Origin of the sequence: Luteolibacter sp. Y139 (assembly GCF_038066715.1) — a bacterium.
Lineage (GTDB): Bacteria > Verrucomicrobiota > Verrucomicrobiia > Verrucomicrobiales > Akkermansiaceae > Haloferula > Haloferula soli.
The window spans coordinates 110,874-137,318 of record NZ_JBBUKT010000006.1 but is presented as its reverse complement, the minus strand read 5'-3'; the positions used below and the strand labels follow the sequence as shown (position 1 = coordinate 137,318).

Below are 26,445 nucleotides of genomic sequence, written 5' to 3'. Positions count from 1 at the left end.
AGTCGGGGAGCCTAGGTCCGGTGGTTAGACGAATTGCCCGTCGACCATCCGGCGGATCCCCAGGGGATTCCCTTCCTGAAGCTCCGCCGGCAAGCAGGCATCCGGGAATCCCTGCCATGCCACGGCCCGCGTGAAGCGATGAATGGACATGGTGCCGACCGAAGTACTACGTCCATCGGAGGTCGCCGGGAAAGGCCCGCCATGAACCATGCTGTGGCAGACTTCCACACCGGTGGGAAATCCATTGAAAATCAGACGACCGGCCCGGGATTCGAGGGCGCTCACCAGCGAGCCGTGCGCCGCGAGTTCTTCCGCCGTGCCGTGGACCGTGGCCGTGAGCTGGCCTTCCAGTTCCGGGATAGCGGCCTCGATTTCCTCCAGCGAGCCGCGCACGATCAAAGTGCCAGGGCCGAACATTTCCCCGCGCAGCAGATCCGCTTCAAGGAAACGGCGCAGCGAAACGCTGAAGACTGCGGGCGCTCCCTGCCCCGCTCCGGCAGTCGCCCGGGCGATCGTCTGGACGCCTTCGGTGGAGGCGACCGCTTCCACGGTCTCGGCATAAGCCTGACAAATCGTCGCGTTCAGCATCGTGCCCGGTGTCGCAGCCAAGACCAGCTCACGAAGCCGCTCGATGAAGCCAAAGCCCTTCCCCTCCGGCATGAAAACCAGTCCGGGATTCGTGCAGAACTGCCCCACACCAAGGGTGAGCGATCCAAAGAAAGCCTCCGCCAAAGCAGTTTCACCACGCTCCAGCGCACCCGGCAAAATTACCACCGGATTCACCGAACTCATCTCCGCATACACCGGGATCGGCTGCTCGCGATTGGCCGCCGCTGCCATCAGCGCCGTGCCACCTCCGCGCGAGCCCGTGAAACCAACCGCCTGAATCACCGGATGCTGGACCACGCTGATCCCCACGCTGCGGCCGCCGCCGTAGAGCAGCGAGAACACGCCCTCCGGCATACCCGTCGCCAGCGCCGCACGGATCACCGCGCCACCGACTAATTCCGCTACCCCGGGATGCGACTGATGGGCAATCACCACCACCGGACAACCCGCAGCCAAAGCCGCGGCGGTATCCCCGCCGGCCACCGAGAATGCCAGCGGAAAATTACTCGCACAAAAAACCGCCACCGGCCCCAGCGCGCGATGCATCGAGCGGAGATCCGGCTTCGGCAAGGGCTGACGATCCGGCTGGGCGAGCTCGATGCGGGCATCGACCCACGACCCTTCCTCCACCAGCGCCGCAAACATCCGGAGCTGCCCCGTCGTGCGAGCCGTCTCACCACGCAGCCTGGCCTCCGGCAAGCCGGTTTCCTGCGGACCCCGCACCGCGATGTCATCGGCGATCTTTTCGATCTCGTCCGCGATGGCACGCAGGAACGCACCGCGCAGCGTGCCGGGAAGAGTCGAGTAGTTCGGAAACGCCTGCCCCGCCAGATCGACCGCAACGTTCACTTCATCCGGAGTAGCCGCGATATAAGCGGGCTCCAGTTTCCCGCCGCTGGCAGGATAAATCGCATGGCCGCAGACATCGCTGCCAGTGCCGCGTGAGTAGCCGATGAAAGAAGTGCCGAGAAGCTGGGTGGTCATGATGGAGACAGAAGATGACGAGGAAATAAGGAGTGTCGACATTCTGTCGACACGTTGTGGACGGAACGTCCGCAATCCTTACACCACTGGCGCGGTGGCAATCGCCTTCTCAATGATCGCTGTTGCCTCGGCAAGCTCCTTGCCCTCCAGCTCCAAACGCGGAGCCCGGACGCGGTTGTTCCCGAACTTCCCACCGCTCGCGAGGTTCTGCTGCAGCTTGATGAGCTGCACGAACTTCACCACGGTATCCATCCGCAGCATCTCCAGCATCCACGTGTAGATCGGCATCGCTTCCTCGATGCGGCCGGTGGTGCCAAGTTCCCACAGCTTCACATTGTGCTTCGGGAAAGCGCCGCCCACGCCCGTGATCCAGAAGGTCGCGCCCATCGCGGCACCTTCCAGCGCGCAATCATCGACACCCACACCGAGCGCCAAGCGATCTCCACAAACCTCCCGGATACCGGCAATGCGGCGGGCATCGGTGGACGACTCCTTCACCGACTCCACGTTCGGCAATTCATCGGCGAGCTCCTTGATGTGCTTCGGGGCGAAGTCGGTCTTGTACGCGACCGGGTTGTTATAAATGATACACGGCAGGTCCGTGGCCGAAATGACCGCCTTCATGTGCGCCTTCATCTCCCGCCAATCCGAAGCATAAAGGTAAGGCGGCAGCACCATCAGACCGCGGCAGCCATTGTCCTTGGCCGCCTTGGCAATATCCACTGCCTCCTTGGTCGAAAGCGAAGCCACACCCGGAATGATCGGAGTGTCCGGCAGAGCCTCCACATACATCTTCTGTAGCGAAACCTTCTCTTCAAAGGACAGCGTCGCACCTTCACCGAGCGAGCCGTGGGCAACGATGGCGGTGCAGCCGTTCTCAACCAGCCACTTCCCGTGCTCCGCCATGAGCGCGTGGTCGATGGAGTAGTCGGCATTGAACTGCGTGAGGGTGGCAGGCATGACGCCCTTCCAAGTGATGCTCATTTCGGTGCGGTGGTGTAGTGATTTGTTAGAGGGACGAAGGGATACCGTTGCGGAACGGATCAGCAGGATCGAAGTGATAGACGGACTCGCCAATGATCCACGCGCGGCCGGTCACGCGAGGGAGAACCTTCCCATCGGGAAGCTCTTCGACAGTGCCGGTGAAAATCGTATCGAGAATCCCCGCCTGCCGCCAGACCACTCCGGGCTGGAGCTTTCCCGCCGCATGCAGGCACGCGAGCTTGGCACTGGTCCCGGTTCCGCAAGGCGAACGGTCGTAGGCCTTGCCCGGGCAAAGGACGAAATTGCGACTGTCGGAAACCGCGGGATCCGTCGGCGGCCCAAAGCTCTCAATGTGGTCGATCACCATGCCATCGTCGCCGGTGATGCCATTCTGCTCCAGCGCCTGCCGGACCGACCAGGTGAAGCTTGTTAGAGCATCGAGATTCGCGAACTCCACCGCCGGCCCTTGGCCATCGATCAGGAAAAACCAATTCCCGCCCCAGGAGATGTCCCCGCGAACGATCCCCCAGCCCGGCACGTCCACCGGCACATCCGCCGCCTTCCGATAGCTCGGCACATTCGCCACCGTCACAGAGCCATCCTCATGCACCCGGGCGACGACGACGCCCACGGGCGTATCGATCCGATGATCCCCCGGCCCGATCTTTCCCATGTGCACCAGCGTCGCGGCGAGGCCCACGGTGCCGTGGATGCACATGTTCAGCGTCGAGACGTTGTTGAAAAAGATCACCCCGCAGCAGCAGTCCGGCTCGGAAGGCTCGCAGAGGAGTGCACCAACCATCGCATCATGCCCGCGCGGCTCATTGCACACGGCGGAGCGCAGCCAGTCGTGCTCGGTCGAAAACCGCGTCGCCTTCTCCCGCATGGTGCCGCCAACCAGATCCGGCACGCCCTCGACCACGACGCGGGTGGGCTCGCCTTCAGTGTGGGAATCGATGACTCGAATGCGGGGAACGCTCATGGGTTCATGGTTTTTTAGCACCGGGGTCTAGGCGAAAGGGCTAGCGACCGCCTCCGAATCCGTATAGCAACGAGAGCGTATTCTTTTCACCAAGATGACGCCGGCCGCCCGACTTCGTAAGACCTTCTTCGAATCCCTCGACGGGATGCCGCCGGTGGACAGCCTTTTCGACGCTGTCCCCGACATCGTGTTCTTCGTGAAGGACGCCTTCGGCCGCTACATGGCGGTCAATCAGACCCTCGCCACCCGCTGCGGCCTGCCGGACAAGGAAGCCGCCATCGGCCTAACCGCCGAGGAACTCTTTCCGCCCCCGCTCGGCGAGGGCTTCGCCATCCAAGACCGCGAAATCCTGAAAACCGGCCACGGCATCCGCGATCACCTGGAGCTCCACCTCTACCCCGGCGGCCGCCGCGGCTGGTGCCTCACCTTCAAGGAAGCCGTGAAGGCCAAGGACGGCCGCATCATTGGCGTCTGCGGCATTTCCCGCGACATGCACGGCCCCCAGGACCGGCAGGAGGACTTCGCCGCCATGTCGAAGGCCATCGAGCACATCCACAAGCACTTCGATGAACCCCTCCGCCTGCCCCAGCTCTCGGAAATGGCCGGCCTCTCGATCTATCAGTTCGACCAACGCATCCGCGCCCTCTTCCACGTCACTGCCGGCCAGTATCTCGTGAAGGTCCGCATCGATGCCGCCTGCGAGCGACTCTCGACCACCAACGAAGTCATCGCCCAGATCGCCCTCTCCTGCGGCTACTCGGACCAGTCGGCCTTTTCCCGGCAGTTCAAGCAAGCCGTCGGCATCAGCCCACTGGCCTACCGGAAGAAGATGCAGGGGCAATAGCGGCCGGAATGTCCGTGACGCCGCCGCAGCTTGCGGATAGTTTGGACGCTGCCATGCGATGGATCCTCACGGCCTCGGCAATCGCGGCTACATCGGCATGCCTCGCCGCCGATCGTCCGAAGCCGGTCAACACGGACCACCTGCAGGTGAAGTATCTCTTCGAATCGGACCAACCCGGCTTGAAGCCGCATCCCCGCTACGAGATTCGATCGGGCAAGGATTTCTCCACGCTCCTATTCTCGAAAGCTCGCCCTGAAGTTCAGCTCCGGCTTCACGCCATCGACGCCAGCCCGGATGGAAGGGGCGTCCTGATCCGCGAACAAGCGGCCAAGGGACTTCAGCCGTTCCAGTGGACGCTCATCTACCGCTCCCCCACCCCCGCAGACGTGCCGAAAGTTCGGGAGCTCTTTCAAGTGCTCAAGCAGCCGGGAGAAGAAACAACGGAGCGTCTGATTCCCAATCACCTCTCGATTCATCGCGACGCGGGAGGTGACGACCCCGCGTTTTTCGGCGACTTGAAACTCATCGAGCTCAAGAACGATGGCCTGACCTTCGAGGACGGAGCATACAAGTATCAGGTCCGCTTCAAGGATTGCTTCGATAACTTCCCTGCTGGCCAATGACCATTGACCGCTGACCCATTCATTCTCCCACTACACTCACCACGATCTCCCTCCGGTGCGGTGCCCGCCGGTGCTCGAAGAGAAAGATCCCCTGCCACGTCCCCAGCACCATCCGCCCACCCATGATGGGAATCACCTCACTGGTCCGCGTCAACGCCATCCGGATATGGCTCGGCATATCATCCGGCCCCTCATCCGTGTGGACGAACCACGGCGTATCCTCCGGCACCAGCCGCTCGAAGAACTCCTCCAGATCCCGCCGTGCGCTCGGGTCCGCATTCTCCATGATCACCAGGCTCGCGGACGTATGGCGGACGAATACCGTGACCGTCCCGGTCTCAATCCCGCTGCGCTGCACGATCCCCGCGACCTCACTCGTGATCTGATAGGTCCCCTTCCCGCGGGTGCGGATTTCGAAGGCTTCGGCGTGGGCGGGCATGGCCCGGATATGCCGCGATGACCCGCTTCGCGCAACGATTGTGATGGATTTCACCTCCTCGCCCGGTAGGAGACGCGATGATGAAACCCTGCCTCGCTCTCCTCGCCGTCAGCGCCCTAGCCACTGCCGCCCCCTTGCCCATTGCCATCGGCACCAACTCCGGCGGCAGCGGAAAGAGCGAGGGCATCTATCTTTCCACCTTCGACCCGGAAACCGGAGCCCTCGGCGAGGCGAAGGTCGGCGCGAAATACTCAAACCCCGGCTTCCTCGCGCTTCATCCCACCAAGCCCCTGCTCTATTCGGTCGGCAAGTCGGAGAAGTTTCCCCAGGGAAGCCTGGCGGTCTTCAAGCTCGGTGCCGGTCCTTCGCTGGAATTCGTCACCGAGGCCTCCTCGGAGGGAAACAATCCCTGCCACCTCGCCGTCGATCCCTCGGGACAGGTTCTCGCCACTGCGAACTACAGCGATGGCACCACCACTGCCCTGAAGCTCGGCGCCGATGGCCTGCCGCAGGGTCTCGGCTTCGCCCACAAGGTCGCCGGCAAGGGCCCTAACAAAAGCCGCCAGGAAGGCCCCCACGCCCACGGGGTCTATTTCCGCGGCAAGCACCTGTTAGTCCCGGATCTCGGCCTCGATAAAGTACTGACCTACACCTTCGACGCCGCCACCGCGAAGCCCACCGGCGGCGATGAACCTGCTTTCTCGCCTTCCGCTCCCGGAGCAGGACCACGTCACCTCTCATTCTCTCCGGATGGCAAGCACGCCTACATCGTCAATGAGCTTGCCAACACCGTCACCGCCTGCCGCTTCGACGACGCCAAGGGCTCGCTCGAACCCATCGGCGATGTCCCCACCCTCCCCGAGGGCTGGTCCGGACAAAGCACTACCGCCGAAGTCCAAGTCCATCCGAACGGCAAGTTCGTCTACGCCTCGAATCGCGGCCACGATAGCATCGCCGTCTTCTCGCGTGACGCCGCCACCGGCAAGCTGACCTCCGTCCAGATCGCCCCGTGCGGTGGCAAGGTCCCACGTCACTTCACCATCTCACCCGATGGCAAGTGGCTGCTGTGCGCCCATCAGGACAGCAATACTCTCGCCTCCCTGCCGCTTGATCCAGCCACCGGCAAGCTCGGCGAACCCAAGGCCACCACGTCTTGCCCGAACCCCATCTGCATCCTGTTTTTGCCGGTCGCCAACTGACCGAAAAAGTGTCAAAATTCCTCTTGCGCCGCCCGGATCGAAATGCATCCTTCCGGCCCCGCCGCAAGGCAGGACACAACGCCTCGATAGCTCAGTTGGTAGAGCAGAAGACTCTTAATCTTTTGGTCCTTGGTTCGAGTCCAAGTCGGGGTACCACTTTCAAAGTAAGGCAGGAGGGAAACCTCCTGCCTTCTCTTTTGCGCTGAATCACGGCTCACGAGATCCTGCGCCAAATCCAGCAAGGCTGTCCCCTGACGGTCTTCCCCTCCGGATGAAGTTCCCTCTGGAACAACCAGACACGCTCGCCGGTCCGGAAGCATTCAAAGCGATCCGGCGGTTGAAATCGCTGCACTCCTCCCCGTCCCCACCATTCGAGCACATGCTCAGGACGCTGCCAGTCTCCCACCCGGCACTTGGCCAGATCGGAAACGAAACGCGGAAGTTCGCCGGGCTCCGGCGACCGAAGAATAAGGGGAACGAGCGACATGTGTTCCTTTGAACATATTCACCGGAAACTGTCAAGACGTCTCGCCAGCCTCACGAGCTTGGCTTCTCCTGCTTTCTAACACGCAAGAAAATCCACCCGAGCCACGGGAGAAGGAAGAGCAGCATCAGCAGCCAGTGCGCGACGAAAACGCCATGGTGTTGGACGAAGCCCGGGACGCCTTCACTCTTCCACGCTAGAGCCGGTGGAAAACCTGCACCCTGCGGATCGTCGGGCCGCAGCGTGGTGACCTTGAGTCCATCGCCCATCGCCACGGGGAAGATCAGCCGGTAGAACTCGATGCTTCCCACTCGCTGGCTGATGCCATGATGCACGGTCCCCATGCTCCACGACAGATTGTCATGGTAGCTCATCGAGCGCATCCAGCCGAAGGCGAGGAATCCCATGACAGCGATTCCAAACCATAAGGACTTCCACCGGATCAGGCCGCGCGCGGTCATCGGTTCTTCCTCCGGCTTCTGAGGTAGCTGCGCGTCGTCTTGAAAAGGACCACTGAGGATACGGTTAGAACGAATGAGCCGAAGAGGAACGCAAATACCCCGATGAAGGAAATTGAAAAACCGTCCTCTCTCAACGGCATCGAGGAAATGATGGCCCCAACAACCAAGCAGGGCGCGAAAATGATCCACATCCCCAGAACGACCACCAAACTTCCCGGTTGCTCGACCGCCCGCAGGTAAAGTTCGCCCTCCGCCCGCACCGACTCGAAGGGCGCGGTCGACGCATAGGGCGTCAAAGGAGCGCCGCACTTTTCACAGAACGGAGCTTCCAGCTCGTTCGGAAATAAGCACCGGCTGCACAGGTCCTTGCCCGACTCCGCTTCGGGATCATCAGGTGGCTTGGTTTCGCCATTCATTGTCAGCGATCCATACGACCAAAACCGCCAACCGAAAGCAATCCGGCACGCAAAAGCCTCCATCGCCCCTCCCTGTTATCTTCAGCGGAAACCGATTCACTCTCGCAAGACACGGAATCGCCTGCTAAACGCGAGTTCTGAACCTCCGAAAATGGGCCGGCATCCTCGGTTGGGCCGTCGTTTACTACGTCGGCGGCACGGTTCTGCTCACCCTGCTCGTAGTGTGGGCCCTGTTAGGCCCTCAAATCCTGCCACCAGAAGTTTACCACTGGTTCATCACCGGACTTCCGCTGCTCTTCTCCTTCATCGCAGTCTACCATGGCTGCACCGGAAAGTGGGCACTCGCTAACTACTACCTCCGGCAGACGTCGATGACGGTCCTTTGGTCGGTCGCTTTTTATTTCGGATTCATCGGATTCGTCGTCCTTATGACCCTCGGCGTCCCTCTGGCTTGGAGGGATTCCTTCATCCCCCTGATCGCCCTCTCACCTTTGGCAGGCGGCTGGGCCGGTTCCCTGTGCTGGCGCGGCAAGCTGCCGGGCACGGGCAAGGAGACGAAACCCGCTGCTTCACCCATCGACGCGGGCGACTCCGATTGATTTACCGGCTTGCCCGGTTCATGCTTCACCCTACGGGTCCGCAACATCCCTCCCCCCAAATCGATGCGCCTTCCTCTCGTCATCCCTGCTTGCCTCGTCGCCGTAGCCAGCGGCCAGGCACCCATCGCGCCCCCATGGTGCGGGGCAACCACTCCCAATTCAGTGGTAGTCACCGTGCCGCTCAATCAAGCGGGCGTCACCACGCGGCTCGCGGTGAGCACCACGGCCGGGTTGGCCTCCCCGGTCTTTTCCGCGCCGGTGATCTCACAAGCGGCAGCAGGGAACGCAGTGCGTCTCAGCGTCACAGGCTTGGCCCCGGATACGGCTTACTTCTACGCGATTGAGCTGAATGGCACACTCCTACCGGCGCAAGGCGGCAAGTTCAAAACCTTCCCCGCTCCGGGCGCTGTATCGTTCCGCTTCGCCTTCGCCTCCTGTGGCGAATGGACCAATCCCCAGGACGCCTACGAGGCGGCGAGGCTGGAAGATCCGCTGTTCTTCCTCCACATGGGTGACCTCCACTATGAGGACACCGATGTGAACAATCCGGCTCCGTACCGGCAGAACTACACGAGCGTTCTCGCCGAGTCTCCGGAGCAGTCGAACCTTTTCCGCAATGTCCCGACCTTCTACATCTGGGACGACCACGACTTCTCCGGCAACGGCTCCGACCGCACCAATGATGGTCGCGAGGCCGCGCGTCAGGTCTATCGCGAGCGCGTCCCGCATTTCCCGTTGCCGGCTGGCGGTCCCAATGCCGCGATCTATCAATCCTTCGATTGCGGACGCCTGCATTTCATCCTCTCCGACCTCCGCTCGGACCGTGACCCCGACTCGGACTCTGACAATGCGAACAAGTCGATGATGGGCGATGTGCAGAAGCAATGGTTCAAGGACCAGCTCATCGCCGCCCGCGATGCCGAGTGTCCCATGATCGTATGGATGTGCGGCCTGCCCTTTATTTCCAGCAGTTCCACCGGCGACAACTGGGGTTCCTATAAAACCGAGCGCACCGAATTGCTGGAGTTCATCCGCGACCAGAAGATCCAGAATGTGATCATCGTCTCCGGCGACATGCACGCGCTGGCCTATGACGATGGCCGCGCGACCGCGACCTACGTTGCGGGTGTGCGCATCCCCGTGTTCCATGCCGCGGCGCTGGCCCGCGACGGATCCACCAAGGGCGGCCCCTACTCCGGCGGCACCAGCGCAGGAGACGGCCGCTACGGCACCATGGATATCAGCGATACGGGAGGCACCGTCAGCGCCACCTACACCGGCCGCATCACCAGTTCGCCGACCTCCGTCAGCACGTGGAAAACCTACACCCACACCGGTGAACCCGTCCGTCCCCGCAAGGCGACGAACCTCACCGCGCAGCCAGCGAATGGCGTGCTGCTCCAGTGGACGGACGACTCCGGCGTCGAAACCGGCTATCGCATCGAGCGCCGCCTCGCCGGTGTTGGCGCGTGGACATCGCTCGCTCTGTTAGGGGCCGGTGCGACAACGCACGCCGACACCACCGCGCAGCTTGGTACCTCCTACGACTACCGGGTGGTCGCGGTCAATGCCACCATCGAAGCTGACCCCTCGATCATCGCCACGGCCACCGGCTCAAACCTGACCCCCTATCAAAGCTGGAAGCTCCAGCACCTCGGCGATGCCAATGCTCCCGACAATGCCGACGACGACCACGACGGCAACGACACCATGGCCGAGTATCTCTTCGACCTCGACCCGCTGAAGGGCGATCGCTTCCCATGGACCGCCACCCGCGCGTCGAGCGGCCCCGTCACCATCACCTATCCAACATCGACGGGACGCATCTATCAGGTCGAGTATAGCAACAATCTCATTGCTTGGAATAATGGGCCCCCAGCCGTCACCGGCGATGGCACGCCCAAGCAATGGACCGACGATGGCAGCCTGACCGGCGGCCTCCCCGCGAAGCGCCTCTACCGGGTGCGGGTCCAGACCCCTCCCTGAACGGCCCATGGGGGGAAAGACAAAAACCCGCCGCATGGCTTTTTCCCAAGAGAGCCTGCTTGTCCGGCGTTTCTGTTCCCGCTACCTCTTCATGATCATGAGACGCCTTCATCTCCTTCTGATGGTGCTGACCGGACTGGCCTGCATCGGCTTCGGTCGGGCAGGTGACCAGTGGAGGAAGGCTGATCTCTCCAACTTGAATGATCCGAAGCTCCGGGACACGGAAGTGGCTCGCCTCCTGGAGTGCGATGGCAAGGAGCGCAAACTCGTGACCTGGCGCCTCCACCTCTGTCCCCAGACGGATGGCACCGGCGATCTCCACATCCTCGCCGCAGATACCGAATATGACTTCCAGAGCAACTTCTCCATTGGAGACAAATATGAGATCAGCGCTCCCGAGGAATTGTTCGGCAAAGCTCCCGGCGTCGGTGGTCTACTGGAGCCATCCTTGGCACGGATCCTGGACCACCAGGTGCTCTTCTTGGCGCCCGATGGCAATGAGATCCACCCATTCGGCAGCGACGATTCCATCACGCACGGCTATCTATTCGATTTCAACGGCGACGGGATCCTGGAGCTGGCGGATTTCTCCAGCAGCGAAGTCAGAGGCGCGGATGACCATGAAATCCAGGTCTTCGAACTGGCAACAATCGAACGCGAACCGAAGAAACTGCTTCAGGTCATCTTCAATTGGCATCACGAACAAGCCGACGAGATCAACGAGTGGGGCTACACCTGCTACGATGAGGAAGGCGATGGGCGGGTCGAGATCGCCTTCGGCCCGAAGACTGCTGCCACGGATGCCGCGCTGCGGCAATTCGTCTTCCGTTGGGACCCCGCGGCGAAGCGCTACTCCGCCGGCGAGATCCCGGAGCACTCGCACATCCGCGTGATGCAGCCGGGCGAAACGATGGAGCAGATCGCGAAAGCGGGCGGCCTGAACTATCCTCTCGAAGGCGAAGCATGGGATGGCAAACCGGTCGCTCCTCCGCCGGCGACACGGAAGCCCTACAACTTCAAATCGCTGAACGGTGCGAGCGACGCGGAGTTGCTCGCATTCTGCCGGGGTAAAAAGCACCGCGATTCCTTCGATGGACCGGAGGATGCGATGGAAACCGCCCTGCCTCCCGGCTTCTGGGAAATGTCACCCAAGGATGCCGCACTCGCCTTCGCGGAAGCCAATCGAACCTCTACCCACCGCCGGACTTGGAAACTTGCGATTGATGACCGGGACCACGTCGCTCCACCCAAGTCCGGATGGTGGCTGCATGATTGGAGTTCCTCGGGATGCTATAGCTTCAGCAAACACATCTTTGCCCTACGCTTCGGAGTGGACTCACCGGTGCTGATCGCCACCGACTACAATTCGCAAGGGGCAGTCGGCCGCAATCCCCTGGCCGATCAACCCGGCTCCACTGCTCGTCTGATCCCTCTTTCGGAAAAAGAAGCGAGCTTCTTGGCCGACACGCTGTTCTGGCTGGATCGGATCCGGTCAAACACGGACGAAAGAAACTCCCACCGCATGAACGGAATCCGTGGATCCACCGCGGACGGCTTCGGCTCGCTCTATTTCATGAAGGATGGAGCGACTCCGCGGAAAATTACTTGGGACACCGTGTGGGCGGGGATCTCCATCAGTTCTCAATGGGATCAAGACTACACGCCGCAAATATGCCTGAATCTGGTGGAGTATTTCCTCGATACTGCGTTGCCAGCGCATCTCAGCGAACGATGGAAGGTAGCCCCCGAGATCGACCGGCGTTCGTTGATGACACCCCTCGATCAACGCCTCACACCGCGTCACGATACCCCGGCGCTGGATCAGCTCACGGACGTCATCGGTCGTTGCCTCGATCGTCATTTCAAGGACCCGATCCCGGCCCCCGCGCTGGCGGATCTCGTCGATTGCATCGGACAAGAGGCTTTTCTCGAACTTCAGCCGGCACTGGAACGCTTGAAGGCTTCACTTCCCGTGCCAGGAGCCGAAGACAAGGAATTCGAAGCCCTCGATAAACGCTTTGGCCTCAACGGGACCGATGAAGCATCGGATCATCGCAAGGTCCATGACCGCTACCAGGAGCTCCAGGAAAAGCGTGAACTCGCTGCCGGCCCGGTGCTTCGCGAACCGGTCGACCGGGCCTTGGAAAAGCTCCGCCTTGCAGTCAGCTCGAAGCTGCTTCTGAAGGAAGTCCGGGCCGCGGGCGGCAACGGACAATGGGCGCTCGATCGCCTGCGCCGGAACTTCCCCGAACTCTGGAAAGACCATCTGATCGGCGAGTTCCAGCAGGCCAATCTGGATGAGCGAAAGCTCATCTTCAATACCCTCGCCGCCGCCTCTCCCCGGGCCGCCAAGGACCTTCTGGCATTGATCTCACCCAAGGACCTCAACGATTTGGTAATGGAGGTCGCCGAATTTCAAATCGAGCACGATCCCGATGCCGCTCCAGCCCGCGTGCCGGTGCTCATGGAAATCGTCCGTCACCGCACCGAGGACTACGTTCGCCGCGGCGAAGCGATGACTCTGTTAGGCCGGACTAAGCTCTCCCCTTCAGACACCAGGGAATTGATGCCCCTGCTCTTGGCCGAGCTGAAGGATCCGCAGACGGGCGATTTCGCCGGTGCAAATACGTATTCAGAGGCGATCGAAGCACTGTCCCGATTGCCTGGAGCGGCAGCTCATCTCGACGAGATCACCCGCGCAAGCGAAGGAGGCTTCAGCGGATTCGATTCCGGTATCGATGTCCTATTGCGCCTGACTGAAGGATCGCCGGACCGGCTGTCTCGACTGGAGGCCTTCGTCACTCCCTGCCTGCATCAACATGACGGCATGATGAACGGCGTGTTTCTCGCCGCCCTCGCGCTGGATCTTCGCGGCTTGGCACCGAGGATCGCCGAAATGGCCACCGAAGGCCCGGCGGTCGCAGACGGCGATGGCGCCGACTATGGAGGCGGCCGTTTCAATGGGCCTGCCTTCCAGCGCTATCATGCGGCCCGGGAAGTCACGGCACTATGGAGCGAGACGGATCCGGCCACGCGCGCTCGGCTCTGGATCGCCTCGATCGTGAACCGTCCCTATCCCTACGAATCCACCGGAGGAGCTGAATGGGCCAAACGCCTGGGCGAGCGGGCGGCAGAAACCATCTGTCAGCTCCCACGAGAAACCCGGAGTCAGGTCATCGGCGGGATGATCGCCGCATCCCCCGGTCTCCGGCACTATCCCGCCACCACGGATTGGCTGCGCGGGCTGGCGGAAAAGTAGGAAAGCGAATCCACCGGGGGAATGAATCCCCCTCATCTCCTGCCACAAAACCGGCACGGAAGATGCACGCCTCCCTGCTGGACTCTCCCCCGCCCTCCTTCCAAGCTCGCCCCGGACCATGTCTCGCAGAACCAAGATCATCATCACTCTCGGCCCCGCCACGGAGTCGGAGGAAACCATCGGCCAACTGATCGACCTCGGCACCAACGTGTTCCGGCTCAACATGAGCCACGCCAAGCACGAGTGGGCCCGCGAGATGGCCCGCCGGGTGCGCAAGGCCGCTGCCGAACGCTCCGCCCACATCGCCGTCCTCTTCGACCTCACCGGCCCCTCGATTCGCACCGGTGATCTGGAGAAGCCCTACGAGCTGAAGATCGGCGACCTCGTCGAATTCCGGAAAAGCGATGCCGCCCCCTCGATCGAGCTCTCCACCACGGTCAACTACGGCGGCCTCATGGATGATGTCGCCGAAGGCCGCACGCTGGTCGTCGACAACGGCACCATGCTGATGGAGATCAAGACCAAGAAGGACGACCGCATCATCTGCGAGTGCAAGACCGCCGGCAAACTCGGCTCGCGCCGCCATATCAATCTCCCCGGCACCCGTCTCAATCTTCCCGCACTGACCGACAAGGACCGCAACGACCTGGCCCTTGCCGTCGAGTGCGATGCCGACTACATCGCCGGATCCTTCGTCCGCGATGCCGCCCACGTCCGCGAACTTCGCGAGGCCGTGGAAGCACTGGAAGGCGGAGCCCAGATCGTTTCCAAAATCGAGGACCAGGAAGCCATCCGCAACATCGACGCCATCATCCAGGCCACCGACGTCATCATGGTCGCGCGCGGCGATCTCGGCGTGGAAGTCGAGTTCGAGGAGTTGCCCATCCTCCAGCGCCGCCTCGTGAAGCGCTGCCACGAACTCGGCAAGCGCGTCATCGTCGCGACGCAGCTCCTGGAGTCGATGATCCAGAACCCGACGCCCACCCGCGCCGAGGTCACCGACGTGGCGAATGCCGCGTACGAAGAGGCTGACTGCCTCATGCTTTCAGGCGAAACCAGCGTCGGCCTGCACCCGCTGCGCTGCGTCGATGCACTGGTGAAGATCAGCATGCGCATCGAGCGCACCGGCGGCCTTGGCTTCGGCCAATGCGTGCTCTTGCGCGATGAACGCCAGAAAGCCGCGCGTGCCGCGGTCACCCTCGTGGATTCCCTTCCCGACGCCCGCCTGATCGTGCTCACCCGACGCGGTGTGATGGCGAACCACACCGCCATGCTGCGCCCCCGCACGAATGGCTTCTACGCCTTCACCCCGAAGGATCGCGTCTGCCGCCAACTCGCCCTCACCCGAAATGTGGAAGCCTTCAAGCTACCCTTCGCCGCCACGATCGACGAAACCATCCAGCGTGCCGTGGAAACGCTCCGCTCCGCCGGCCTGGTGCGCCCGGGCACGCCACTGGTGATCGTCTCGGACATCCTCTCCGATCACTTCGCTGCGAATTCAATCCTGCTGCACCACGCGTAAGCAGGCTCATGCGATACCGAATCGTGTGGCAGGTCACTCTGGCGACTGCGTTGGTCAGCTGCCATGATGGCAAGAAGTCCGTGACCTCATCAGCCATCGCTCCCCCGTCCGGACACAGCCTAACAGAACTGGGAAAGCCCGGGAAAATGCCGGCCGCATTCTGGAACGAGTTCCAATCCGCGTTGCGAGCGCGCAACGCGGAGAAAATCGCCGGGATGACCCGCTTCCCCATGATCGGAATGCTCGATGGCTTCGGAGGCATCAACCAGCGGGAGAGCTTCATCCGCCATTTCGATGGCCTCTTCCCTGAAGAGGCGGCGACAGCCCTGCTCGGCACAAGTGCATCAAACTTGGAGTCAGAACGTTTCCACGAAGCGGGCGTGGCAGGTGAATGTTGGCGTGTGTCCTACACTTACGAGAATCCGGTTGCCTCGGAATTCGAATGGACCCGGTGGTATGTCTTTTCCCGACAACCCGATGGAAGCATCAAGCTCACCGAAATTGACATTGCCGGTTAGCAGCTTGCTTCCAGGAATCACGCTCCGATCAAGCCGCTCCACGCCCAAAGCGTGGAATCCAGCTCCGCACGAGCCGCGGTAATCACGGCATCGGCCGAAGCCAAATCGTGAAGTACGGCGAACATCGTAGATCCCGATCCGCTCATCAAGGCACCGGCCACTTCCTCACGCGCCAGCAGCCAGGACTTCACTTCCGCAAGAAATAGGTGCTTCCAGAAAACAGGCCGCTCGAGATCGTTGACCAATTCCCCCCACGGAAACACCTGCGCATCGTAGCGCACGCCTTCCAGCCCTTTCGCCCCCATGCAGTTGCGGTAGGCATCCGGAGTCGCGACGCCAAACGAAGGCTTCAGCAGCAGCACCGGCAGTGGCGGCGGCGCATCCGCCGCGACAATGACTTCGCCTCGTCCGGTCGACCGCGCTGACGGCGGCCCGAGGAAAAACGGAATGTCCGACCCAAACGTCGCCGCGATTTCCATCAGGCGCTCCGTGCCCAGAGGCTGGTCATGAAGCCGGTCGAGCGCCGCAAGAGTCGCCGCTGCATCGCTGCTCCCTCCACCGAGCCCGGCCCCGTGCGGAATTCGCTTCTCCAGGTGAATCGCCAGCGGCTGTGAAAAACCGGTCGCAGCACGGTAGGCCGCGAGCGCCTTCAGCACCAGATTCGACTCATCCGACGGCACACTCGGATCGTTGCAAGTGAAGGCATCCGCCTCAGCCGCCGTGAAATTCAGCGTATCGTGCAGCCCCGGCAACCGCACCATCCACGAGTCGATCTCGTGAAAGCCGTCCTCGCGCTTCCGCAGCACGCGGAGGGTCAGGTTCAGCTTGGCGGGGGCTTCGATGGTCAGGGCGCTCATGCGGTGGCGATTTCCTCGCGGACGATGAGCGCAAGCATCCGGCCCGTGCAGCCTTTTTCCACGCGGTAGCTGTAGTGCCGCGTCAGGTCGCAGGCCGTGTCGTCGCCTTCGTCGTGAAACTCGCCCACGCCGGCGGCCTCCGCCTGGCGGGCGATCTCGGCGGCGAAATCGATCTCATAGTGCGGCGGCCGGATGCACGGCCCCAGCACCACCACCAGATCAGCCGGCTGGGTGCCGAATTTCTCGCCCATCAGCGCAATCGCCCGACCCAGGATATTCAGCTCGGTGCCCTTCTTACCGGAGTGCAGCAGCCCCACGGCTCCCGTGCGGCGGTCAGCCATCCAGATCGCTCCGCAATCGGCCACGTAAATGCCCAGCATCTCGCCGGGAGCCGCGGTGATCAGACCATCCACGGCCGGAACCACGGGCAGGCCATCGCCAGCCAATTTGGTCTCAGCCCCGGGAACCAAGGCCACGCCATTACCGTGGACCTGCTCGGCACGCCACCACCGGGCACGACCGAACTCGCGCCGGACGATCTCCTCATGGAGCGGGCGCAAGTTAGCGAGGGTTTCATCTCGATCGGTCGTCACCTCGATGCTGTCCAAACGACCGACCCACCCTGCCCGGACTCCGGGCAAGGCATTGAGGGGTTTCAGGAATGAATTGGGGAAAGAGAGCGCCTCCGTCACGGGCACAAATCGTAACGGAGGCGCGATCGATCCGCCAAGGGGGATGTCGGCGGCCTCGTCGCTCACGCGATAGCGCGCGCCCGAATGGCACGCTTCGTGTGCTCGACGGCCTCTGCCTGATCCTCGTCCATTTCAGAGAGGATGTTTGCGAGGTCCGCGGCAATTTCCTTCCGCATTTTTCCGACCAGATCCACACCCTTGGTAGTGATGCGGACCATGATCTTGCGGCGGTCTTCCGCGGCGTGGACTCGCTCGACATATCCGAGCTTTTCCAAACGATCGACGAGGCCAGTGGCCGCGGCGGTCGAGTGACCCATCTTCTTCGCGATATCCGACATCGTCAGATATTCTTCGCTGGAAAGGTAGGTCAGAAGGAAGAACTGGGGGAACGACACGTTGCCTTTATTGAGTTCGTTGGACAGGTTCAGGATGCAGGAGCGCTGCGTGAACAGGACGAAGTCAGCGAGGCGATCGGCATCGGCATGCAGGGAGGCGCCGGGGGCGCCTGAGGTGCTCAGTTTCATGGCTGGTTGTAGTATTCATCTTTCGGGACATGTAAGGGAGCACAGCCTTTGCGGGGACGAACCTAGCAAGCTTGCCGGACTGTAAGCAAGACCAAATTTCAAATTAATCACCTAACACCTCTGTTTTGGGCTGATCATTTTGAAATTCATGGCTTTGGCGAGGATTCACCGGCGTTCGTTTTTGTTTTAAGCTCTGCCGCAGGTTGGCTGGGACTGGGGGTTTCTACGGAGCCCGGAGTCGCTTTCTCTTCCTTAACGGGGCGATAATATACCGAATCCCCAACTTTCGCCACCCCTGAACGAATATCTGCCGCAGAAAATTGCCCGAGCTTCTCCCCGGTCGATACCAAGTTGGCCGTCCGGCCTTCACTACCAATGCCCGAGAGCATCCCCCCATCCGGCACCTTCCACGGCCCGTAGGACTCAATGAGGACGAAGCCGCTCCTCTCCTGCACCGAGGCGACCCGGCCAACCAGAGCCGGCTTGGTCGCGGACTCCTCCGGCTTTTTCTCCTCATCCTTGAAGAGCGAGCACGATGAAAGCCCGGCGAATGCAAGGGCCATGGGCAAGGCAAGCAGCGGAAGCAGTCTCAATCTCATGGAGAGAATAGCGCCACGAGTCCCCTGCCCAATCAAGCTTCGCGCCGATGTCGAAGATTTCTACTTCGGGATGGTTGACGACCTCCGGCGGCTGTGTGCAAGGTCCGCGCGACGCAAGTTTGGATCGGTGGCTGAGTGGTCGAAAGCACACCTTTGCTAAAGGTGCGTACCTCACAAGGGTACCGAGGGTTCGAATCCCTCCCGGTCCGCCACTTCTTCGCTCAGGCCATTTTTCCGGCCGAGCCCGTCCCCGGTTTCTCGTTCCCGCGGGTTCTGTTTTTCCAGCTTCGGAAAATAATGGAGTGTTCAATTGAATACTTTCCACGGAGATGTAGTCTGACCGCGATATGAAAAGAATCCTCCCCCTCCTCGTCCTCCCTCTTCTGTTTCCCGTGCTCCTTGCAGCTGAACGGGAAAAGCTCGATCAACTCGTCACCTTGGACGGCACGACCTACACGACGGTGACCATACGGGAAGTGGCACCTGATGGCATTTCCATTCTCCACGAGACAGGCGCGACCAAGATTCCATTCGAGAAATTGCCCGCCGATCTTCAGGCGAAGTACTGCTACGATAAGGCCGCAGCGGCCGAGTATCGCAAGCAGGAGGCGAAAGCCCAACGCCAGCAGGATGCCGCGGAACGGGATGCGATTGCAAAACGGAAGCAAGCGGCGGAAGCCCAGGTTGCAACGGATGCGGACAAGGAATTTGCAGGGCGGGTTCAGAAGGCCGCGAAAATGGTCCGCGTGGAAGCGATTCAGAACTCAAGGCTTGGCCTGGTCGGAGGTATTAAGGAAGGGACGCTGACCACGACGCCCGTGAAAAGCAGCTTGGGAAGCACCGTTGGAGAAAAGCCCGCCTGGGTCTACAAGACGGCCGCGAAAGGAGGCGTCATTGCTGCGACGACGGGAGCCAAGGTAGGGATCGAGAGAGACGAAAGCGGCGTGCCTTATGGCCTTCCTGCCACCGAAAAGATGACCATCTCCTGGGAAGGGAAAGCGTGGAGAATCGGGTTGATCCAATATGCCAACGCGCAAGGAATTGAGGTGACGAAGCCCTACTATACAGCATCGGAGAAGGAAGCCGCCGCCTTCTACAAGAGGAACGGGTTCAGCCCGAAGTCTGACAATATCGCGCAAGAGGCGGAATAGTGACGTCGGCTTCCGGGGTCCCCTCGCAGGAGCCCCGTTTTACGTCACTTCGGCGGGAATGGCCCGTCAGTGAACCGCTTATGCTGCCGGATCAGCTGGAGGTCCAGCGCGCCGCCTTCAATCGAGCGGGTGGAATATTCCACCGCCTTCTTGCGGTCGCCGCGGGCGAATTGGAGTTCCGCCATGGTGTCGAGGTAGGCAGCTTGGCGCGGGCTGGTTTCCAGCGCTTTCTTCAGGAGGCCTTCGGCTTCGTCGAGACGGCGGTTGGCACGGGACGCCAGCCAGGCGCCGGAGTTGCGGCTATTCTCGCACTCGGGGAATTGCTTGATGCGGTTGGTCACATTGGTCCACATCCGCTCGAAGATCTCATCGTGCTGCTTCGTCAGTCCTGCCGCCCGCATCGGCGCGAAGAAGTGATCCGCCATCGCATTCTCCGCATAGGGCATCGCCGACCAGCGCGCGATTTCCTTCAGCGAGGCGTCCCGGTTCTGACCCAGTCTCGAGAGCGCCAGCGCCATTCCGGCATCGATCCGCGATTGCAGCGCGGTCGACATCGCGAAGGTCGGCTGGATGCGATAGCTGCCATTGCCCGCCGCTGCCTGATAGAAGGCCTGCGCTTCGGAGAAGGCCGCCATGCGGCGCCAATCACCGGTCGCCTGGGCCTGATCGATCAAGCGGGTGAGCAAATCCTGGAAGAATGCCGTGCCCCGAGTGCACTCGGCCGCGGCGCGCATCCACCAGCGTCCGGCCCGTTCGAAGTCTCCCGCCACCGCCACCTCCTCGGCACACGCGAATTGCATCTGCACTTCTCCCATCGACAGCATCTCAGCCCGCTTCTCCTGGCGATCCGCCGCTTCCACCTCCCCCGCGTTGCGCAGGCAAATCGCCGCCATCATCCGGTCTAGGGCCTCGCCGGGAGACATCTCGATCACCCTGAGCCAGACCGCCGCGCCGTCCTTCCATCGTTCCAGTGACGCCAGCGCCCTTCCCTTCTGACGGAGGATGAAAATGTTATCGCCCTTGTCGGATTGCTCCAGGGCTTCGATCCATCGCAAGGTATTCCCCCGGTCCTGCAGCAGGTCGTCCAGGGCAGCCATGATCTCGATCATTGGCCGGCGGGCGCCGGCCTCTTCCTTGTCGATCGCCTTCCAAGCCAGATCGAGGAAGCGGTCACGGGAACCATCGACATCCGGCAGGAATCCAAAGATCCGGCACAGCCACTCCAGACGCTCCGACCGGTCGAGCTTGGGATCGAGCGTGGCCGTCCAGTTCCACAGCCGGTCGGGATCTTCGAAGTCGAAGAGATTGGCCACCGCCATGCCCCAGCGCACCTCATCGTCGCCGGCGAATTGGGCGATCGACTTCAGGACCGGCTGGATGGTGGCGAGACCGACCCGTGTGAAAGGGCCGTGGAACAGCCGGTTGATCGTGCTGAGATAGCTTTCCTGATCCGCCCGGCTCAGCTCGACCAAGGGTCCCAAAAAGGCGTCATCCAGCTCCTTCAACAGTCCGCGATGCTCCAGAAAGTAGCCGAGGGCGGCCAACTCGCCGACTTCCGTGCCCTCGCTATCGTCATCGGGGATGGTCCGGAAACGCTTCGCCGCGAGTGCCTTGTAGTCCGGCTTCGCAGGATCGAGCCCCAGCGCCTTCAGCGCGTCTTCCACACGCTCCGTGGCCTCGAAGTAATAAAACGCGGCGCAATGATCCAGCTCGGTCAGGCGCTTCTCTGCCTCGCCCAGATCGCCGGTCAAAAACAGCAGGCGCAGCTCCTTTGCCTGATCCTCTTCATCGCCCCCGCGGGTCTGGCGGCGCAGCGTGCGGGTTAGCTCGGCCGGGATCGGCTTGCCCTCCCAGGTGTTGATCGCGAACTCGCGGTAGGCCTGCAAGCCAGCCGCTGGGACTACCTGCGGCGAGGGCCCGGCGACGTTCAGCCATGGCAAGGGATCGCCCGACAGGAGCAGGAGACGGGCGGAGGCCTGGTCCTGTCCCGCCTTGTCCGCTTCGGCGGCGGCTTCAGGAAAACGACCCGCGCAGGTCAGCAAGGCGTAGCGCCAGAGGTGCCCGGGCTCGCCCTCGAGATGCTCCGCCTTTTTCAATTCCTCATCCAAGCTTCCATTGGCCCGGTGCAGCGCGGCCTTTGCCATCAGCTCGGAGGCTTCCGGGCGGGCCATGTCGAGGAAAGCGAAGGCCCCGGCCATGTCTGGCGGCTCGCTGGCGAGACAATCGCGGGCGGCATCCACGGCCACCCCGCGGACGGACTCCTCCAGCATCCCCAGCGTCTCCTCGTTCTTTTCGAGGGCATACAGCTTCAGGATCTGCCGGAAGGCGCGCTCGCGTTTCAGTTCATTGATCACCCCCCGCTTCTCCTCCACGCCGCCACGGTCGTAGCGCATGACCAGTGCCACGATCTTCGGAGAACTGTCGGGCAGGATGCCGAGCTCGATCTTGCGGATGAGCTCGCGCGCGCGCACCGCCGCTTCCGGGTCTTTTCCCTCCACCACCTTGCGCAGCTCAGGCAGCGCCTTGTCCCCTTGGGCCCACAGGTCGTGGGAAGCCTTCTCGCGCACGGCATAGGATTCGTCGGAAAGCGCCACCACCGCATCCGGCATTGCCAGCGGTTCCTTCGGGGTCACCGGAGCGCCCACGGCCAGTGAGGCGGTGGCCAGCGCGATGCTCCAGTGGGTGCTCGCCTTTTTCAGGTTCATTGAGATCACAGCGTCCGTTCTTTGAACGGGAAATCAACCCTGATCCTTAGCGTTAGAACCAAGAAACCCGGGCCAAAATGCGGGAAGAAGGCGATTGGGGCCGGACCCGGGATTGAGATGGGCAGCCGCTGCGGGGCACGATAAGGACTTTACCGGAGATGTCGTGGCTCGAGAGCAAGCTGGAATTCCAGATCGGAAGCACCGCCAATGGGCTGGTGCGGGCGATCTTCCGCCATCCGGGGCGTCTCCCCATGGAACTGGCCACGATCGTTAAGCCGGCGGGCGAATCGTGGGAAGATGAACCATGCGAGCCGCTCAGCGGGCCGACCTGCTGGCTGTATGGCCTTCTCTTCGGATTGAAATGGAGATCGCTCGCCCCGGTCTTCACCCTGCGGAGCACGATGGCAAACGGGCACTTGATCCGCTTCTTCCAAGGTCAGGATCGGCGGGGTAGATCGAAGTTCCTCGTGCTGGCGGACGACCGCCAGGAAGGCGGCAGCGTCTTCACCGTGAGCGAGGAGAATTTCGCGAATGTGCGGCGCGAGTTGGATCAATGGCGACAAGGCCTCGCTGGCCAGCAGAAGCACGACGTGACGCCCGCTTGACCATTAGCTGCGCTGGTTCACGGAGGAAATCACTTCTTCCACCCACAGCGGCACGATTTCCCCCGCCCGACCGCGGCGGCTCTCGTGAAATACCCCGCTCGCGGCGCTCTCCTCCAGGTTCAGCTCCAGCGTCGACACCCCCGCCTGCCGCGCCCACGAGACGAACGATGCCGCCGGATACACCCGGCCGGATGTACCGATCGCCACGAACCGGTCCGACGACGAAATCGCCGCCGCAATTTCATCCAGCCCGAAAGGAACCTCACCGAACCACACCACGTGCGGCCGCATGCAGTCGATCCCCTTGCACGCCGGACAGATCGAAGCACGGCTGAGATCCTCGCGGCAGGGAATGACCACACCACATTCGTTGCAGCGTGCCTTCAGCAGCTCGCCGTGCATGTGCAGCACCTCCTCCGAGCCGGCGCGCTCGTGCAGGTCATCGATGTTCTGCGTGACTAGGGTCAGATCCACGCCGCGAACCCGGGCAAGCTTCGCGAGCGCGCGGTGTGCAGGATTCGGCTCCACTTCCAGCAACTTCCGGCGCCGGCCATTGTAGAACGTGTGCACCAGCTGTGGATCGCGGGCGAAACCTTCTGGCGAAGCAACATCCTCCACCCGGTGCCCCTCCCACAAGCCATCGCTGCCACGGAACGTCGGCACGCCCGATTCCGCGGAGATCCCGGCTCCCGTCAGCACCACGATTTTCATCGGCGGGAGGAAAGCGGGCGGAGTGGGCTCAAGCAAGCGGCCAAGCGTCGTTCTACTCCGCAACGGATGGCACAACTAATTTCTCCCGCGGATCGCGGTCCTTCGTTGCCTGATAGATACACAGTCCGGTCACGCCCCAAACGACAACGCCGGCGACAATCACCCATTCCGCCTTGAGAGCGCTGCGCTTGCCCGGCCGGCAGAGCCAGATGCTCCAGTCCCGCTCTCCTTTCGGCGTCCGGTTTGTTGCATGCAGTGTATCCAGCGGGGCGAGATCGACCTGTCCCACCGTCACTATCTTCAGGAATACCATTCCCGTGAGGTAGAAGAGACCGCCGATGACGGTTTCAAGGATTGGACGAACGAGGATGTCCACGATGAGTTCGCCCAGCCACGTCATCCTCAAAGATAGGTATGATCTCAGCGTGCCGGCAATCCCTCCGTCACCGGGATCTTCCCGCGCAGCATCTTCCCGATTTCACCGGTCAGCCAGAGGTAGTGATCCGACTTCAAGCCCGGCTCGGCGATGAACCGGCTGTCTCCCACCGGCGGATTGGTGGACGTCTTGAAGATCGCCGTGCCCTCGTCCATCTCGTCGAACATCGCCACGTATAGCGACCGGGCTCCCGCCTGCCGGGCGGCGATGGCCTGGCTCCAGAGAAATTTCCCGCCGAGCCGCGGGATCGCCTCGAACTTCGCCTCACGGCCCCGGCTCTTCTCCAGGTTCTGCCAGCTGAAGCCAGGAAAGATCACCGGAAAGTAATCCACCCCGCGCTCGCGGCACCACGCGAGATCCGGCTCTAACAGATCCTTCTTCCTCGCCGCCGCATCCTGCGGCGTGCCGAAGCGGCCCACCGCCCACGGGCTCACGATGTCCGCCATCGCGATCAGTTCGTGCAGCTTCGCATCATGGATCGAATCGCGTTCCAGCGTGCGCCAATAACATGGCACCCCGAGCATCACCGAAAAGCCCTCCGACTTGAAAAAGCGGATCAGCTTCTCCCACTCGGGCAACGAAGGCGGACGATCATTGAAGCCCAGTCCCCACAGCGACACCAGCGGCTTGCGGCGATGATGGAGATACGCGGGATCGCTTCCCACCTTCAGCTGCTGCCAATCCTCCATCACCCGCGGAAAGTCCTCGGTCTTCAGGCCGGTGAGATCATACATCAGCGCCCACTCACGCCCCTCGGCCTTTGCGGAATCGCGGACGTGGGCCAGCACCTGATCCATCGCACCGCGGGACCGCGGATCGCGCGTGCTCGTCGCGAAGCGCTGCAGGAAGACACCATCGATCCCGTACTCGCGCATCCAGCTGAAGTGCCGGCGCGTCGTATCCGGATGCACCGAACTGAAAACCTCCGCCACCGAACCATCGGCATGGCGGAATGCTGTGGCGTGGCGTTCGCCCGGTCCGAGCTCGCTCATGTCCGGCCACATCTCGATCGCGGAAGAGCCCGGCTCGAACTTCCCATTCACCGCGTAATGGTGCCAGCCGTTGTTGGATCCATCCTCACCGCAGCGAAACCAGCCCTGATAGCCGCACAGGATCTTGCCATCTAACAGATCATTCATTTCACGCCACGCGGCCATCGAGCGGCTCAGGTTTTCCTGCCGGTCGCCTTTCACGCCGTAAGCCTGCAAGCCGACCGGCCCGTTCCATTTCGCGTCCTCCTGCAATCGGCGCACGAAGCCCGCGGTGTCGTAAGTCCCCTGCCCCAGCGGCTGGATCAAGCGATCCCAACCCATTGCCTTCGTATCCCCGCCATCGGCACCATTAATGGTCACGAATTGAAGTCGTGCGACCTCGCGCTTGATCACCGGAATCGGATCGACATCGCCCTCCACCTTCAGCCAGTGGCAGAGATTGAAGGTGGCTCCCACATTCTTCCGATCCACCGTTCCAGCCAGGCGGGCGGCCTCAGGAAACCGCTCCAGCCATTGGCCCGTGTGGGGATAGAGCGAGACCTTCACCCCCGCGGGCGCCGCCTGGTCCGCGATCTCGCGCAAGCCCGCGATCGCAGCGGCCTCGCCACCCGTCACCTTGTGAATGCCGATCCACAGCGCGGTATCGTGACCACGCAGGTCCTCGATCAATTTCTTCAGCTCCGGCGTCAGCGCTGACTTTCCCGGGGCGAAGTCGAGCGTGAGGTAAACGTTCCACAAGCGCATCGCGCGTTTCGCGAGTTCGTCCTTCACCGGCGTCACCTGATAGCCGCTTCCCCCCAGGCCATCGTATCCCAACGCATCCAGCGTCTCTGCCACCTTCACCGGTTCGCCGGTGATTCCGGTGTCCATCGCGAAAAACGGATTCGCCCCCAAGACGGGGAAGCAGCAAAGCAAGAACGTGAACGCGATCAATCGGGCAAGCAGCATGACGGGATTAGACGATGAATGAACTACGCGCCACTACGCACCGGCTCGGCAAGATTCCTTTGCCGAGCCCGTCATGCAAAGGGAGCGCCGAAAGCAACGGAAGCGTGGAAATCAGGGATTAGCGCCTTAGCGCTAAATTGACGAAAGGTGCTAAGAACCGCTAAAAATTCAAGAACTGCCGCCTTGTTTGGATTACTTAATTGTACATTCTCCTTCGCGACTCCCCAGTCACACAGCGCTTTTTCAAAAAAGAAAACAGCACATGAAGCATCTCATTTCCCTTCCCATGGTTTGCTCAAGCCGTCCGCTCGCGGAT

The 26,445-nt window shown here is 62.0% G+C and carries 24 protein-coding genes and 2 tRNA genes; 12 read left to right on the top strand and 14 right to left on the bottom strand.

Annotated features, from left to right (window positions below):
- Positions 1–24: 24 nt before the first annotated feature.
- From WKV53_RS16155 to WKV53_RS16145, 3 genes are all read right to left on the bottom strand, one after another.
- A complete protein-coding gene (locus tag WKV53_RS16155) occupies positions 25–1,593 on the bottom strand; it encodes an aldehyde dehydrogenase (NADP(+)) (RefSeq protein WP_341405809.1) in 1,569 nt (522 codons plus the stop codon).
- Between the two features lie 78 nt (positions 1,594–1,671).
- On the bottom strand, positions 1,672–2,577 hold the full coding sequence (locus tag WKV53_RS16150) for a dihydrodipicolinate synthase family protein (protein WP_341405808.1): 906 nt from the start codon (positions 2,575–2,577) through the stop codon (positions 1,672–1,674).
- Between the two features lie 25 nt (positions 2,578–2,602).
- Positions 2,603–3,559 carry a proline racemase family protein gene (locus tag WKV53_RS16145; RefSeq protein WP_341405807.1) on the bottom strand — a complete coding sequence of 319 codons (957 nt, stop codon included), beginning with the start codon at positions 3,557–3,559 and terminating at the stop codon, positions 2,603–2,605.
- A 94-nt stretch (positions 3,560–3,653) separates the two neighbouring features.
- Between WKV53_RS16145 and WKV53_RS16140 the strand changes: the two genes are divergently transcribed.
- Together WKV53_RS16140 and WKV53_RS16135 are read left to right on the top strand one after the other, a co-directional pair.
- Entirely contained in the window at positions 3,654–4,403 is a 750-nt protein-coding gene (locus WKV53_RS16140; protein ID WP_341405806.1) for an AraC family transcriptional regulator, read from the top strand.
- A gap of 53 nt (positions 4,404–4,456) precedes the next feature.
- Positions 4,457–5,026 carry a hypothetical protein gene (locus WKV53_RS16135; protein ID WP_341405805.1) on the top strand — a complete coding sequence of 190 codons (570 nt, stop codon included), beginning with the start codon at positions 4,457–4,459 and terminating at the stop codon, positions 5,024–5,026.
- 19 nt (positions 5,027–5,045) lie between these two features.
- On the opposite strand, the gene WKV53_RS16130 is transcribed toward WKV53_RS16135, so the two are convergent.
- The gene (locus tag WKV53_RS16130; RefSeq protein WP_341405804.1) at positions 5,046–5,465 is read right to left on the bottom strand and encodes a secondary thiamine-phosphate synthase enzyme YjbQ; all 420 of its coding nucleotides are present in this window, start codon (positions 5,463–5,465) and stop codon (positions 5,046–5,048) included.
- 77 nt (positions 5,466–5,542) lie between these two features.
- On the opposite strand from WKV53_RS16130, the gene WKV53_RS16125 reads away from it, so the two are divergent.
- Both WKV53_RS16125 and WKV53_RS16120 read left to right on the top strand, forming a co-directional pair.
- The gene (locus WKV53_RS16125; RefSeq protein WP_341405803.1) at positions 5,543–6,664 is read left to right on the top strand and encodes a lactonase family protein; all 1,122 of its coding nucleotides are present in this window, start codon (positions 5,543–5,545) and stop codon (positions 6,662–6,664) included.
- Between the two features lie 80 nt (positions 6,665–6,744).
- Positions 6,745–6,820 (top strand) — tRNA-Lys (locus WKV53_RS16120).
- Positions 6,821–7,201: 381 nt separating this feature from the next.
- Here WKV53_RS16120 and WKV53_RS16115 read toward each other — a convergent pair.
- Together WKV53_RS16115 and WKV53_RS16110 are read right to left on the bottom strand one after the other, a co-directional pair.
- Positions 7,202–7,555: a hypothetical protein gene (locus WKV53_RS16115; RefSeq protein ID WP_341405802.1), complete on the bottom strand. Its 354-nt coding sequence runs from the start codon at positions 7,553–7,555 to the stop codon at positions 7,202–7,204.
- Positions 7,556–7,605: 50 nt separating this feature from the next.
- Positions 7,606–8,025: a hypothetical protein gene (locus WKV53_RS16110; RefSeq protein WP_341405801.1), complete on the bottom strand. Its 420-nt coding sequence runs from the start codon at positions 8,023–8,025 to the stop codon at positions 7,606–7,608.
- A 221-nt stretch (positions 8,026–8,246) separates the two neighbouring features.
- Here WKV53_RS16110 and WKV53_RS16105 point away from each other — a divergent pair, with 221 nt between their 5' ends.
- The 5 genes from WKV53_RS16105 to WKV53_RS16085 all read left to right on the top strand — a co-directional run bounded on the left by WKV53_RS16105 (position 8,247) and on the right by WKV53_RS16085 (position 15,909).
- Positions 8,247–8,624 carry a hypothetical protein gene (locus WKV53_RS16105; protein ID WP_341405800.1) on the top strand — a complete coding sequence of 126 codons (378 nt, stop codon included), beginning with the start codon at positions 8,247–8,249 and terminating at the stop codon, positions 8,622–8,624.
- A gap of 63 nt (positions 8,625–8,687) precedes the next feature.
- Positions 8,688–10,610 carry an alkaline phosphatase D family protein gene (locus tag WKV53_RS16100; protein WP_341405799.1) on the top strand — a complete coding sequence of 641 codons (1,923 nt, stop codon included), beginning with the start codon at positions 8,688–8,690 and terminating at the stop codon, positions 10,608–10,610.
- A gap of 97 nt (positions 10,611–10,707) precedes the next feature.
- Positions 10,708–13,869: a hypothetical protein gene (locus WKV53_RS16095; RefSeq protein ID WP_341405798.1), complete on the top strand. Its 3,162-nt coding sequence runs from the start codon at positions 10,708–10,710 to the stop codon at positions 13,867–13,869.
- A gap of 118 nt (positions 13,870–13,987) precedes the next feature.
- Positions 13,988–15,391 (top strand): pyruvate kinase, encoded by a 1,404-nt coding sequence (pyk, locus tag WKV53_RS16090; RefSeq protein ID WP_341405797.1) that lies wholly within the window; start codon positions 13,988–13,990, stop codon positions 15,389–15,391.
- An 8-nt stretch (positions 15,392–15,399) separates the two neighbouring features.
- Positions 15,400–15,909 (top strand): hypothetical protein, encoded by a 510-nt coding sequence (locus tag WKV53_RS16085; protein ID WP_341405796.1) that lies wholly within the window; start codon positions 15,400–15,402, stop codon positions 15,907–15,909.
- A gap of 17 nt (positions 15,910–15,926) precedes the next feature.
- Here the strand turns inward: WKV53_RS16085 and ispE are convergent, their stop codons facing one another.
- The 4 genes from ispE to WKV53_RS16065 form a co-directional block, all read right to left on the bottom strand.
- A complete protein-coding gene (ispE, locus tag WKV53_RS16080) occupies positions 15,927–16,766 on the bottom strand; it encodes a 4-(cytidine 5'-diphospho)-2-C-methyl-D-erythritol kinase (protein ID WP_341405795.1) in 840 nt (279 codons plus the stop codon).
- On the bottom strand, positions 16,763–17,458 hold the full coding sequence (locus WKV53_RS16075; RefSeq protein ID WP_341406002.1) for a purine nucleoside phosphorylase YfiH/LACC1 family protein: 696 nt from the start codon (positions 17,456–17,458) through the stop codon (positions 16,763–16,765). Before WKV53_RS16075 ends, ispE begins: the two co-directional genes overlap by 4 nt.
- 62 nt (positions 17,459–17,520) lie before the next feature.
- Positions 17,521–17,982 (bottom strand): MarR family winged helix-turn-helix transcriptional regulator, encoded by a 462-nt coding sequence (locus tag WKV53_RS16070; RefSeq protein WP_264485903.1) that lies wholly within the window; start codon positions 17,980–17,982, stop codon positions 17,521–17,523.
- A gap of 146 nt (positions 17,983–18,128) precedes the next feature.
- Positions 18,129–18,545, bottom strand: coding sequence for a hypothetical protein (locus WKV53_RS16065; RefSeq protein WP_341405794.1), 417 nt, complete (start codon positions 18,543–18,545; stop codon positions 18,129–18,131).
- A gap of 157 nt (positions 18,546–18,702) precedes the next feature.
- Between WKV53_RS16065 and WKV53_RS16060 the strand changes: the two genes are divergently transcribed.
- Together WKV53_RS16060 and WKV53_RS16055 are read left to right on the top strand one after the other, a co-directional pair.
- Positions 18,703–18,793, top strand: a tRNA-Ser gene (locus WKV53_RS16060).
- A 135-nt stretch (positions 18,794–18,928) separates the two neighbouring features.
- Positions 18,929–19,732 carry a hypothetical protein gene (locus WKV53_RS16055; RefSeq protein WP_341405793.1) on the top strand — a complete coding sequence of 268 codons (804 nt, stop codon included), beginning with the start codon at positions 18,929–18,931 and terminating at the stop codon, positions 19,730–19,732.
- A 44-nt stretch (positions 19,733–19,776) separates the two neighbouring features.
- Here the strand turns inward: WKV53_RS16055 and WKV53_RS16050 are convergent, their stop codons facing one another.
- Complete coding sequence (locus tag WKV53_RS16050) at positions 19,777–22,437, bottom strand: hypothetical protein (protein WP_341405792.1); 2,661 nt, start codon at positions 22,435–22,437, stop codon at positions 19,777–19,779.
- A gap of 158 nt (positions 22,438–22,595) precedes the next feature.
- On the opposite strand from WKV53_RS16050, the gene WKV53_RS16045 reads away from it, so the two are divergent.
- Complete coding sequence (locus WKV53_RS16045) at positions 22,596–23,042, top strand: hypothetical protein (protein WP_341405791.1); 447 nt, start codon at positions 22,596–22,598, stop codon at positions 23,040–23,042.
- 3 nt (positions 23,043–23,045) lie between these two features.
- Here the strand turns inward: WKV53_RS16045 and WKV53_RS16040 are convergent, their stop codons facing one another.
- From WKV53_RS16040 to WKV53_RS16030, 3 genes are read right to left on the bottom strand one after another with little or no spacing between them, the layout of a single operon-like run.
- Positions 23,046–23,753: an NAD-dependent deacylase gene (locus WKV53_RS16040; protein ID WP_341405790.1), complete on the bottom strand. Its 708-nt coding sequence runs from the start codon at positions 23,751–23,753 to the stop codon at positions 23,046–23,048.
- A 52-nt stretch (positions 23,754–23,805) separates the two neighbouring features.
- Positions 23,806–24,153 (bottom strand): hypothetical protein, encoded by a 348-nt coding sequence (locus WKV53_RS16035; RefSeq protein WP_341405789.1) that lies wholly within the window; start codon positions 24,151–24,153, stop codon positions 23,806–23,808.
- Between the two features lie 20 nt (positions 24,154–24,173).
- Positions 24,174–26,129, bottom strand: a complete 1,956-nt coding sequence (locus WKV53_RS16030; protein WP_341405788.1) for a TIM barrel protein — start codon at positions 26,127–26,129, stop codon at positions 24,174–24,176.
- Between the last annotated feature and the right edge of the window lie 316 nt (positions 26,130–26,445).